The sequence below is a fragment of the Bradyrhizobium sp. ARR65 genome, from assembly GCF_000472385.1.
Classification (GTDB): domain Bacteria; phylum Pseudomonadota; class Alphaproteobacteria; order Rhizobiales; family Xanthobacteraceae; genus Bradyrhizobium.
Map to the genome: position 1 here is coordinate 97,120 of NZ_AWZU01000004.1, position 12,312 is coordinate 109,431.

The 12,312-nt window shown below is 63.3% G+C and carries 10 protein-coding genes; 7 read left to right on the forward strand and 3 right to left on the reverse strand.

The genetic code is table 11. The features are described from left to right. Nucleotides 1–23: 23 nt before the first annotated feature. The gene (locus F758_RS0106805; protein WP_024507158.1) at nucleotides 24–725 is read right to left on the reverse strand and encodes a DNA-3-methyladenine glycosylase I; all 702 of its coding nucleotides are present in this window, start codon (nucleotides 723–725) and stop codon (nucleotides 24–26) included. A gap of 100 nt (nucleotides 726–825) precedes the next feature. Continuing rightward, a complete protein-coding gene (locus F758_RS0106810) occupies nucleotides 826–1,956 on the reverse strand; it encodes a M20/M25/M40 family metallo-hydrolase (protein ID WP_024507159.1) in 1,131 nt (376 codons plus the stop codon). 247 nt (nucleotides 1,957–2,203) lie between these two features. Here F758_RS0106810 and F758_RS0106815 point away from each other — a divergent pair, with 247 nt between their 5' ends. The 7 genes from F758_RS0106815 to F758_RS0106845 all read left to right on the forward strand — a co-directional run bounded on the left by F758_RS0106815 (nucleotide 2,204) and on the right by F758_RS0106845 (nucleotide 10,732). Beyond that, the gene (locus F758_RS0106815) at nucleotides 2,204–3,817 is read left to right on the forward strand and encodes an ABC transporter substrate-binding protein (protein WP_024507160.1); all 1,614 of its coding nucleotides are present in this window, start codon (nucleotides 2,204–2,206) and stop codon (nucleotides 3,815–3,817) included. A 170-nt stretch (nucleotides 3,818–3,987) separates the two neighbouring features. Next, nucleotides 3,988–5,967, forward strand: a complete 1,980-nt coding sequence (locus F758_RS0106820; protein WP_024507161.1) for a hypothetical protein — start codon at nucleotides 3,988–3,990, stop codon at nucleotides 5,965–5,967. A 523-nt stretch (nucleotides 5,968–6,490) separates the two neighbouring features. Beyond that, nucleotides 6,491–7,660 (forward strand): amidohydrolase/deacetylase family metallohydrolase, encoded by a 1,170-nt coding sequence (locus tag F758_RS0106825; RefSeq protein WP_024507162.1) that lies wholly within the window; start codon nucleotides 6,491–6,493, stop codon nucleotides 7,658–7,660. A gap of 347 nt (nucleotides 7,661–8,007) precedes the next feature. Then, nucleotides 8,008–9,105 (forward strand): metallophosphoesterase family protein, encoded by a 1,098-nt coding sequence (locus tag F758_RS46335; protein ID WP_198026419.1) that lies wholly within the window; start codon nucleotides 8,008–8,010, stop codon nucleotides 9,103–9,105. A 141-nt stretch (nucleotides 9,106–9,246) separates the two neighbouring features. After that, complete coding sequence (locus tag F758_RS0106835; protein WP_024507164.1) at nucleotides 9,247–9,570, forward strand: ArsR/SmtB family transcription factor; 324 nt, start codon at nucleotides 9,247–9,249, stop codon at nucleotides 9,568–9,570. Next, nucleotides 9,567–10,046, forward strand: coding sequence for an SRPBCC family protein (locus F758_RS0106840; RefSeq protein ID WP_024507165.1), 480 nt, complete (start codon nucleotides 9,567–9,569; stop codon nucleotides 10,044–10,046). The genes F758_RS0106835 and F758_RS0106840 overlap by 4 nt, the downstream gene beginning before the upstream one ends. Nucleotides 10,047–10,078: 32 nt before the next feature. Next, nucleotides 10,079–10,732, forward strand: coding sequence for a glutathione S-transferase family protein (locus tag F758_RS0106845; protein WP_024507166.1), 654 nt, complete (start codon nucleotides 10,079–10,081; stop codon nucleotides 10,730–10,732). Nucleotides 10,733–10,790: 58 nt separating this feature from the next. Here the strand turns inward: F758_RS0106845 and F758_RS0106850 are convergent, their stop codons facing one another. Next, a complete protein-coding gene (locus tag F758_RS0106850) occupies nucleotides 10,791–12,194 on the reverse strand; it encodes a cytochrome-c peroxidase (protein ID WP_024507167.1) in 1,404 nt (467 codons plus the stop codon). Nucleotides 12,195–12,312: the final 118 nt, after the last annotated feature.

The following is a 12,312-nucleotide window of genomic DNA, read 5'->3' on the forward strand; positions in this document are numbered from 1 at the left end:
CGCAGGTTCCGCGCGCGATTTGTTCACGCCGCGTGATCTTCGGAGCCGCGGTTTTCCCCGATCGACATCGCGCAGATCCGGGACAGATGCACATAGGGCAGTTCGGTTTCCTCGGCCCAGGCGTTGAACTGCGCCTGCACCTTGGCGAGATCGCTCTTCGATTTTGCCTCCGGGCCGATGTCCAGGCCCGCATCGCGCAGGCAGGCCACCACGTCCTGTGAGGTTACGAAGCCGTCGTAGCCGACGAAGCGAAGGAACATCTGCCCCGTGTTGCCGCCGAGCCGGCTGCCCCGCTTGGCCAGGAGATCGAGCAAGCCGACTTCGTTCGAGGAGGGCCATTGCTCAAGGAATTTTCCGAAGGAGCCGTGCTCCCGCGCGATCTCAAGCACGAACGCGGCGTTTTCGCGGACCGCGACGATCTTGGCGCCGTTGCGCACGATGCGCTGATCGCGCATCAGGCCTTCCCAATACTCGTCCGGCTGAAAGCTTAATCTCGCCGGATCGAAACCCAGGAAGGCTGCCTCGAAGCCTTCCCATTTGGCCTCGATGACGCTCCAGGCAAAGCCCGCCGAAAACACCCGCTTGGTCATCTCGGCGAGGATGCGATCGTCGCCGAGCCTTGCGAGCGCCTTGGGATCGGGCATCTTCGGCAACAGGCTTTGCAGGGCATCCGGACCGCCCTTGCGTTTCTCGGCGCGGGCGCGAATGGTCTTGAATGGCGTGATGCGGGAAGCGGCTGGCGCTTTGGGCATGAGGCAGCCTAGCGCATATCCGGAAAAAATGGACATCGGTTTTTCGCGAGGGATCGGCGCCAGATCAGGAGGCTTACTCCAGCGTCGCCAAAAGGCCCGCCATCAGCCGGCCGCGTTCGGCGAGGCTTTCGACGATGATGTGCTCGTTGAGCGTGTGCGGATCTGCACCGCGCACGCCCAGGCCGTCGAGGGTGGGGATTCCCATCGCACCGGTGAAATTGCCGTCCGAACCGCCGCCGGCGCTACCATGCGGCAACTGCATCCCAAGCTCTTTGGCAATGCCGTGCGCCTTTTCGTAGAGCGCCATCGTGCCGGCATCCGCCTCCCAGACCGGGCGGGTCACGCCGCGTGTCACCGTGAAGGTGACGCCATCGGTCGTGCCGGAGAGCGCGAGCATCTTCTCCACGCCGCGATCGAGGTCCGCCTGGCGCTTGGCCATACTCAGGGCTTCGCCGGTGCAGGTGGTGGCAACGCAATTGACCCACTGGCCGCCATGAACGATGCCGACCGAGAAGGTGCAGTCCTCGTTGCTCATGCCGTCGATGACCAGAGTCTGCCGCGCCATTTCCCGTATGGCGGAACGCCCCGAGGACAGATTGGCGCCGGCATGGCTCGGCTTTCCAACCGCCTCCAAATTGAAGCGCGCGATCGCGTAGCGTCCGGTGACCACGCCGTTATTGGCGCGGCCGGGCTCGGGCACCAGCACATATTTGTTGCGCGCGGCCTCCGCCTCGATGATGTCGCGCGTCGATGGCGTGCCGACCTCCTCATCGGGGGTGAACAGAACGGTAATCGGCAACGGTGTCGCGACACTGGCGCGGATCAACTGCCTGATGGCTTCGAGCGAGAGATAATTGCCGCCTTTCATGTCATAGATGCCGGGACCAAAGCACTTGTCACCCTCGCGGCGGAACGGCAGCTTTTGCAGCGTGCCGACCGGATGAACCGTGTCGAAATGTCCGACGATCAGGATGCCGGGCTCACCCTGCTTTGGATGCGGAAAACGCGCGCGAACGCAGCCGCCAAACCCCTGCCGTCCCGCGATGCGCTCGATTGTCGCGCCCATCACGGCCATGTCGCGCGCGGCGATATCCAGCATGCGGTCGACGGCGGCAGCGTCCCAGGTCGGGCTTTCGCATTCCACCCAGACGCGCAGACCCTGCAGCATGGCTTCGGAATCAAAGGGAAGGTTGGCGGGATTCATGACGCTCTCGTTAATGTTCGAAAGAAGGACCAGGTGGGAGCGGTTAGGAGTAGGCCGTGCTGCGTCGTTGTAAAGTGAAAGCTGCGCGTTGCTGGCATCAACCAAATCGCGATTGACGCGCTTCGCGCTTGATGCAAGTCTCGAAACTGATGCGTTTACAGCGTGTTAGTTCGCCCAAATAACGGACGACATGCATAATCGGTGACCGGCCTTTGACTGCTTTGACGTCACTTCAGGAGACCAACTGATGTTTCAGATCTCGCGCCGCAAACTCCTCAAGCTCGCGGGCGTTGCACCAATCGCGTCTGCATTCTCGGGCGGCGCATGGATGTCGCGGGCCTCGGCCGCCGGCAAGAAGACCATCACGGCCGTGATGCATTCGGATTTGCGCGTGATCGATCCTGGCTTCACCACCGCCTATATCACGCGCGACCATGGCTACATGGTCTACGACACGCTGCTCGCGACCGACTCCAATTTCAAGATCCAGCCGCAGATGGCGGAGTGGAAGGTCTCCGACGACAAGTTGACCTATACCTTCACGCTCCGCGACGGCTTGAAGTGGCACGACGGCGCGCCGGTGACGGCGGAGGACTGCGTCGCCTCGCTCAAGCGCTGGGGCAGGAACGACGGCATGGGCCAGAAGCTGATGGACTTCACCGCCAGCATAGAGGCGCCGGATGCGAAGACCATCGTGCTCAAGCTGAAAGAACCTTATGGGCTGGTGCTGGAATCGATCGGCAAGCCATCCTCGCTGGTGCCGTTCATGATGCCCAAGCGCCTCGCCGAGACGCCGCCGGGCAAGCAGATCCCCGAACAGATCGGCTCCGGTCCCTTCAAATTCGTCCAGGCGGAATTCCAGCCGGGCGTGAAGGCGGTCTACGAGAAGTTCACCGACTATGTGCCACGCAAGGAGCCGCCGAGCTGGACCTCGGGCGGCAAGGTGGTGAAGGTCGACCGCGTCGAATGGATCACCATGCCGGACGCGCAGACCGCGGTGAACGCGTTGCAGTCGGGCGACATCGATTTCATGGAGCAGCCGTCGTTCGAGCTGTTGCCGATCCTGGAAGGCAACCCGGATATCACGGTCGAAACGCTGAACAAGTTCGGCTACCAGACGCTGGGACGCATGAACTTCCTGCTGCCGCCGTTCGACAACGTCAAGGTCCGCCGCGCCGCGCTTCTGGCACTGAACCAGAAGGACGTGCTCGACGCGCTCGTCGGCAATCCCAAATACTACAAGGTCTGCGGTGCGGTGTTCGCCTGCGATACTCCGCTTGCAACCGACGTCGGCGCCGGCGATCTGATCAAGGGCGGCAACATCGAGGCGGCGAAAAAGGCACTGGCCGCGTCAGGTTATGACGGCATACCCATCGTCATCATGGCGCCCGGCGACGTGACCACGCTGAAGGCGCAGCCGGTGGTCGCGGCGCAATTGCTGCGCCAGGCCGGCTTCAAGGTCGACCTGCAGGCAACCGACTGGCAGACGGTGGTGAGCCGCCGCGCCAGCCAAAAGCCGGTGAGCGAAGGCGGCTGGAACATGTTCTTCACCAACTGGGTCGCGGCCGACATCATGAATCCCGTCGTGAACGTCTCGGTCGGCGGCCGCGGCAAGAATGGCGGCTGGTTCGGCTGGGCCGAGGACGCCAAGATGGAGCAGTTGCGCGACGCCTTTGCCCGCGCGTCCTCGCCGGAGGAGCAGAAGAAGCTCGCGGCCGAGGTGCAGGAGGAGAACTACGATCAGGTGATCTACATTCCGCTGGGGCAGTTCGTCGTCCCGAGCGCCTGGCGCAAATCGCTCACCGGCATTCTCGACGGCCCGGCGACGCCGATCTGGTGGAACGTCGACAAATCGGAGTAGGGCGGCGGGCGGCACAGATTGCTGGAACCCTTTTTCCCCGTTTGATGGCGCCCGTCCGGCGAGCGGGCGCCTCAAATTTGCCTGACTGACCCTGGCCAACTCAACAGTCCCACGATTCCGTTCGCGGGGCAGGGTCGAGTGCGGTTCCGAGTTCCAGAAAGGTTCTCACAATGCGTCTCGCCAGTCGGTTAGCCGCTGCTGCAATAGCTGCGTTCATTTTCGGGGTAGTGGATTCGCCTGTGGAGGCGGCGCCCGGTGCATGCGGGGAGATCTCGGTCTTGCCGTCGCCGTTTGCGCCTTGGAAGGGCGCGCCGCTGCGCGTCATGATCGTGGCCGAAAAGCCGCTCGAGGGTGTGATGTCGCTGATCGCGCCCGATGGCAGCGTCGCAGCCAAATCGTCCGACCGGCACGGCGGCGCGCCGTACTCCTGGTTCGCCGAGGTCGCCGAGCCGGCCGCGGGCACGTGGCGCGCCACGCTCGCGCTCGACCAGCCGACGGCGGATTGCAGCACGATCACACGCGAGATCTCCGTGAGCGGGCGCAAGCCGGCCCCTCCGCCTGTTCCGTCCGGCGCCTTCTGGAAGGTGCGCAATAGCTGGGATCACGCGACGGAAGCTTTGTTTTCGGCCTGGATAGAGAAACTATTCGACGCGCCTCCCGATCAGGATCTGTCCTGGAAAGCCTGGCACGAAGTCCTGCACGACCGATCGCGCAATTTCCTGTTCAACTATCTAGGTCGCGGCGAAGACAATGCGCAGACCGGCCTTCGCCCCGACTGCGCCGATTTCGCGTACTTCCTGCGCGCCTATTTCGCCTACAAGATGGGACTGCCGTTCGGCTATTCCAATTGCTCGCGCGGTGCCGGCGGCAAGGCGCCCAAGTGCTACCAATGGTTCGACATGGAGCATCCGGACCTCACACGTCCGCCGCCGCCGCCCGAACAGGAAGTCGCCTCGGCTACGATTGCCGCCGCCACGCCGCCGGCGCAAACGGCTCCAATCTTGAACCTGTTTGGCCGCCCCCAGACGGCTGAGGCGGCGCCGACGCTGCCGCCCGCGGCTCCACTGAGGCCGCAGCCCAAGCGGCCGACGACATTCAACGAATATCTGCGCGACGTCGGCGACGTCGTCCATACCGGCGCCGTACGCGTCGCCGCGAGCGACGAAAACACCGATTTCTACACTGTCCCGCTGACGCAGGACGCGCTCCACCCGGGCACGGTGTATGCCGACCCCTACGGCCACGTGCTGATGCTCGTGCATCGCGTTCCGGAGGCGAACGGCAAGCCTGGCGTCTTCCTTGCCGTTGATGCCGAGCCCGACGGATCGATCACGCGAAAGCGCTTCTGGCGCGGCAATTTCCTGTTCGTGCACGATCCTGCGCTCGGTAGCCCCGGCTTCAAGCACTTCCGGCCGATCGTGCGCGACAAGAACGGCTCGCTGCGGCGGCTGAGCAACGCCGAAATCACCGGCAATCCGCAGTACGCCGATTTTTCGGTCGATCAGTCGCGGATGAGTGCCGAGGATTTTTACGATCGCATGGACGACGTGATGTCGCCCGAGCCGCTCGATCCGGTGAAAGCGATGACGGATGCCATCGCGAGCCTGAACGAACAGGTGAAGACGCGCGTGACCTCGGTCGAGAACGGGCGAAAATACCAGGAAAAGCAGGCCGGCGACGTATCTATGCCCGACGGCCCCTCGATCTTCGAGACGTCGGGACCCTGGGAGGATTACTCCACTCCGGCGCGTGATTTCCGCCTGTTGATCGCGATCGACGTCGTGCGCGGATTTCCCGATCGCGTCGTGCGGCGGGCGGCGCGCTACGCGATGCCCAGCGGCAAGAGCGTCGACGACGTTAAAAGCGAGTTGCAAGGGGTGCTCGCCTCGGAGCTTGCCTCGCGAAAAATCTCCTACACGCGTAGCGACGGCTCGCAGTGGACGCTTTCGCTCAAGGAGGTCATCGACCGGGCACCGAATTTCGAGATGGCCTACAACCCGAACGATTGCGTCGAGGTGAGGTGGGGCGCGCCTGACAACAGCGAGGAGGCATCGACCTGCAAGCGGCATGCGCCGCAGGCGCAGCGCGCGAAGATGTCGTCGGAGTACCGCACCTGGTTCCGCGAGCGGCACTGGCCGACGCACACGTGAAGTGCGATAGACTGAGATGGAATCGCCATCGCGCTCTGGCTTTATGGGCCAGTCTCACTGCGTCACAACCGGCCCTATCCCTCATCCTGAGGAGCTTGCGCGAGCCAAGCGTCTCGAAGGATGCGGCCCGAAAGTCGGCAGGCGGCCTCATGGTTCTCCCGGGGATTCACAGCATCGTCCGGAGACGGCGCTTAGGCGCCTCCTCACCATGTGGGTCTAGCGACGCAGTAAGGCTAAGCAAGATTTCATCCCGCATCTGCGAGGGGGCAGGGAGACGGCGTCGCGCCGTCTCCAGCAGCCGAGATCTGCGCAACGCTGGAATGCGCGTAGGCATTCCTAGATCATCGATTTTGACCGATGCGCGACTTGCCTGACCCGCGCATCTTCTGATGCAATCCCATCCCGTTCTTCGCCGATGGAGCGCGATGGGAACCGGTTGATCGTCATCGCGCTCTCGTTTGTTGTTTGAGCATGATCCGTCCGGAAAACGCTTCCGGACGATCCTCCAGCCCGGGAGATTACGATGGCTTTTGATCTGATCCTGCGCGGCGGCCGGGTGATCGACCCTTCCCAGAGGCTCGACGCCGTGATGGACGTCGCCTTTGCTGGCGGCAAGGTCGCTGCGGTCGCAAGCGGGTTGAAGGCGGATCCGGGGACGGATGTGCGCGATGTCTCCGGCGCCATCGTCACGCCGGGGCTCATCGATCTCCACACCCACGTCTATTGGGGCGGCACCTCGCTCGGCATCGATGCGGAGGAGTTTTGTCGCACCTCCGGCGTCACCACCGCGGTGGATACCGGCAGCGCGGGGCCGGGCAATTTCGCGGGCTTCCGCAAACACGTGATCGAGCCGAGCGAGGTCCGCATTCTCGCCTACCTGCATGTCTCGCATGCTGGCATCTTCGGCTTCTCGAACCGGGTGATGGTTGGCGAGAGCGAGGAGCTTCGGCTGATGAATCCGATCGATGCGGTCGAGGTCGCGAACGCCAACCGCGACCTCATCGTCGGCATCAAAGTGCGGGTCGGCCGTAACTCCTCGGGCACGTCGGGGATCGTGCCGCTCGACATCGCGCTCGAAGTCGCCGAACAGGTCGGCATGCCGCTGATGGCGCATATCGATCATCCGCCGCCGAGCTATGAGGAGGTCGTCGCGCGCCTGCGTCCGGGCGATGTGCTGACCCATGCATTCCGGCCGTTTCCAAATTCCGCAGTAACCGCACAAGGCACGGTGAAAAGGGTTGTGCTGGAAGCGCGTGAACGCGGCGTCCTGTTCGATATCGGCCACGGCAAGGGCTCGTTCGCGTTCAAGACCGCACGCGCGATGCTGGCCAACGGCATTTATCCCGACACGATCTCCTCGGATGTCCACGCGCTCTGCATCAATGGGCCGGCCTTCGACCAGGTGACGACGATGTCGAAGTTCCTGTGCATGGGCATGGGGCTGCCTGACGTGGTGGCGGCTTCGACGGTCAATGCCGCGATGGCGCTGCGGCGCCCCGAACTCGGCAGCCTCAAGACGGGAAGTGTCGGGGACGCCACCGTCATCTCGATCAGGGAAGGGCGGTTCGACTATGTCGACGTTGTCGGCGAGCACCTGATCGGCGATCGCAAGATTGCATCTGAAGGCGTGGTCATCGGTGGGCGCTGGTGGCACCCAGAGCAGTCGCCGCAGTTGCAACAGCGCGCAGGTTAGCCGGAACAAACCACGCGCGCGGTAAACGACCAGGCGTGCACCGCACCGATCGTCGGCGCTGTCTTTTTGTGGGCCGGCGCAGCGGGGTGCGGGTTTCACAATTTGTGTGATTGGGCAATCCGGAAGATCACTCCGGGCCGAAATATATTCTATCAACGGTTGTCATGGCGTCGAGGGTAGATTGCACTGCCGCGTCGTCCTGCGGCTCGTTCAGGAGATCCTACATGACCGTGCACCACCTCGTGCCTAATCCGATGCCCAGCGCCAATCGCTTCGCAAAGACAAGGCGCCCATTGCTCGAGCCGATTTCAGATCCGAAAAACAACCCACATTTCGAAAAGCCCCCGATGACCAACAACGTGAATCTCGCGCTCCCGCTTCGCGTGATCGTGCCGGAGGTGGCCGCGCTGGCGCAGCAGAAGCAAAAGCTCGTATTCCATGTCATCGGCGATTCCGGCGGCGTTCACGGCGACGACATTCAAGTCGCCGTTGCCGAGGCGATGGAAAACCAGGTCAAAGCGGCACAAGGGGCGGACAAGCCGGCCTTTCTCTATCACGTCGGCGACGTGGTCTATTTCAACGGCCAGAGCGAGCTCTACGGCGCGCAGTTCTACGAGCCCTATCAATATTATCCCGCGCCGATTTTCGCCATTCCGGGAAATCATGACGGGGACACGCGCGTTCGCGCCGGCGATGCGCCTGATGGCGAGCCGTCGCTCTATGGCTTTACCGAGAACTTCTGCGCGCCTCAGCCGCATCAGATCAGCGCCTATCGCGCGACCATGACCCAGCCCTATGTCTATTGGACATTGGATGCGCCCCTGGTCAGCATCATCGGGCTTTATTCCAACGTCGAAGGCACGCTCGATGCACGCGGAACGTTCGAGCAGCAGCGTTGGCTGGAGCAGCAGCTCAGCGATGCCAAGGCCAAGGACGGATTCATCGTTGTCGCCATGCACCATCCGCCTTATTCCTTGGACAAGACGCATGGAGGCTATCTCGACATCGTCGTCGCGCTCGACCAGGCCATGAAGAGCACCGGCGTCATTCCGCATGCGGTGTTGTCGGGCCATGTGCACAACATGCAGCGCTTCACGCGGCGGTACGAGGGGCGGGAAATTCCGTACGTGATCGACGGCCGCGGCGGATACGCCAACACCGAGCGCCTGATCCATAAGCTGCAGAAGGATGCGCAGGGCCAATATCCGGCCGCGCCGGTGACGACCAAGTCGCAGCGCGATCCAAACCTCGATCTTGATCTCGAGTATTATGATCAGGAGAGCGCCGGGTTCTTGCGCGTCACCATAACCCCGGAAACCCTGACCATTGATTCCTTCAGCGTGCCGTTCACTGAAGACTTTGAGGACATCGTCCGCGACACGGTGACGGTGACACGCGCCGGCCGCCTCAACGCTCCCGCCGCCCGCCGGCGAGGCCGGCGCTGAACTCGCGGGGTTACGCGCGCATCGAGATATCACCGCGAGCGGAGAACGCCGCTCGCGGTGCCTGTGTCGCCCTGCAGGTCCGTTTTACTGGCCCAGCCTTCTGTCGGTTGACATTCGGTAACCCATGACTTACGGTTAGTCATGACTTACGGAAGCGCATTGGTCGTCCTGGCCGATCCGACGCGGCGGGAGGTGTTCGAACGCCTGCGCACCGGACCGCGCCCGGTGAATGCAATCGCGGCCGGCATGCCGGTGTCCCGGCCGGCGGTGTCGCAGCATCTGAAGGTCCTCAAAGAGGCGGGCCTTGTCGAAGAGCGCAGCGAAGGCGTGCGGCGAATCTATTCGGTGCGGCGGGAAGGGCTCGCCGAACTGCGCGCCTGGATCGACAGTTTCTGGGGCGATGCATTGGACGCGTTCAAGCTGGAAGCAGAAAGTTCCTACCAGGCGAAGAAGAGGCAGAGATGAGCGAGCGCGTTGCCATCGCCCCCGTGCGCAAGACGGTTCACATCAAGGCGCCGATCGAGCATGCCTTCGAGGTCTTCACCAGCGGATTGACGCGCTGGTGGCCGCATGATCACGGCGTCGGCAAGCAGCCGATCGCGAAAGTCATGATGGAGCCGCGGCTCGGCGGCCGCTGGCTGGAGGTCTCGCAAGACGGCACCGAGACGACGGTTGCGACCATCACACTATGGGAACCGCCGCATCGCGTCGTGCTGATCTGGCAGATCAACGCGCAGTGGAAGCCGGATCTGACCATGAAATCGGAGGTTGATGTGCGCTTTACCGCCATTGGGCCGCAGGCAACGACCGTCGAACTCGTGCATCATAAGTTCGAGACGATGGGCGCGGAAGCAGGCGCTTCGATGCGCAACGATGTCGACCGCGGTTGGCCGGGTCTGTTGGAGAAGTTCGTGCGCGAGGCCGAGAAGCAGCAAAGCTAAAAGGATTGTCAACATAAGCAGAGGAGACCATCATGGCGGAATTCACGGTGCATTCTCATCCGGGAAGCCCGTTCGGACGCGCGGTCATGGCGACTCTCGAAGAGAAGCGCGCGCCGTTCGTCCTGGCCCGGCTCGTGCCAAAGTCACCCGAGCATCTGGCGTTGCATCCGTTCGGCCGCATTCCCGTGTTCGAGCACGACGGTTTTCGCCTGTATGAAACCCAGGCCATCCTGCGCTATCTCGACCGCGTATTGCCGAACCCGCCGCTCACACCTGATGATCCGAAGCGGGCAGCGCGCATGGATCAGGTGATGAACATCAATGACTGGTACCTGTTTCAAGGCGTCGGCAACGTGATCATTTTCCATCGCGTGGTCGGCCCGCGCGTGATGGGCACGACGCCGGACGAGGAGGCAATCAAGGCGGCGATGCCGAAGGCGCACGTGGTGTTTGCCGAGCTTGCACGATTGCTTGGCCAGCAATCCTACTTTGCGGGTGATGCGCTCTCGCTGGCCGATCTCATGATCGCTCCGGCGATGGCGTTCTTCCGACAAACACCGGAATGGCCGGCGCTTGGTGCGCCGCATCCAAATCTCGTGTCCTGGCTCGATCGCATGGAAGCCCGACCGAGCATGCAGGCAACGACCTGGGAACGCCTCACCGAGCGCGTCGCGCAGGCGGCGTGATCGGAGGCCGCCTCAATCGATCGGCCGTCGACGGCGGCGACATCTAGCCGCTGGCATTTCAATGCTGCGGCGCCGCGCCGGCCGACGCGCTGTCGGATCGATAGCCGTCGGTCAGCGTGCCCAGGAACGCGATCACGTCGGCAATTTCCGCGTCGTTGAGCGCAGGCGCCTCGCCTTGCTTGCGGTCGTAAGGCGCGTCGACCACGTCGACATTGGCGCGGTATTGCACGGGCAGGTCGTCGTAGCGATCGATCTCGCCGTTCGGCAGTTTTGGGTACCACTTTGCCGGCTTGGTTTCGCGCTCGACATAGAAGTGCAGCACCTGGTCGAGCGAGTGAAAGACGCCGTTGTGGAAGAAGACTTTGCGCGTCGCCACATTGCGGAGCGTCGGCGTCTTGAACAGGCCGCAATAGGAGGGGGCGCTAGCGTAATCCTTGCGCATCGGGCCGCACAGACCAAGGTCGTGGAAGTCGGCGTCTCGGTTGGCCGGCAGATCGCGATTGCGCGGCACGCCGAGTGCCTCGAATTGGTAGTCCGTGAACGCCGGCCGGAAGATGCCGTCACGGGACGGCCGATCGATATGGCAGGATGCGCAGTTGCCTTTCAGCGGATCCTCGAACAGCCTCAAGCCCCGTTGCTCCGCCGGGCTCAGCTCAGCCCGACCTGCGAGATAAGCGTCGTATTTGCTGTCATAGGGGTGAAAGCTCGGCTCTTCCGCCTGGAAGCGTGCCAGGGCAAACATCGCCTCGTCCAAGGCAAGCCCCGGCTGGCTGAAGATGTTTGCGCCGAACAGCTTCTTGATATCGTCGGCATAGGCCGCGCGCTGCAGACGCTCGAGCACCTCCGGGGCGCTGCGATTGTCCATCTCGTTCGGATCGAGCAGGGGGCCGAGCGCTTGCGTCTGAAACGTGTCGGCGCGGCCATCCCGATCCAATCCGCCTTGCGGCACGTTCGCCTCGGCCGCCGCACGCGCCGCCGCGTCGGCGGTCGCCTTGGCGACCGAGGCGACCTTGACATTGCCTGCCGGCGTCGGCAGCGCGGGCGCGCTGGTGTCGAGCGGGACCGGATCGTTATCCGCCATCTCCTGGTTCGGGCCGATCGAAAAATTCGGCGTGTGCTCGAGATATCGCAACGAGGGCACCGCCCGAATGCCTGGACGCTTTAGATCGGGGCCGCCCAGTTGGACCGCGAGGTCGTTCGGTGGGCCGTAGGCGGCTGCGGGGCTGTGGCACGAGGCACAGGCGAGTTGGCCGGAACTCGACAAAGACGGGTCGAAGAACATCTTGCGCCCGAGTTGAGCGACGGCCGAAAGCTCGGTTGTCGCACCAGAGCTGCTTTGGGGCGGACTTGCCTGCGGGATGGGATCGGCGCTGGCGAGGCCTATGGCAAGCAGAACCGACAGCAGGATGGATGCGGGCCAGGCCCGGGATGCGATCGGCTGCAGTTTCGAGAAGCGTGTCACCAATCAATCCCTGGAGATCGAGGAGCGTGAAATTGTGATGGGGCGGGCGCAACCGGTCCGTCCGCCCCATCCTGCTTAGGCTTGTTCAGACATCATCCGCAGGGCCGCGTCCGCGCGA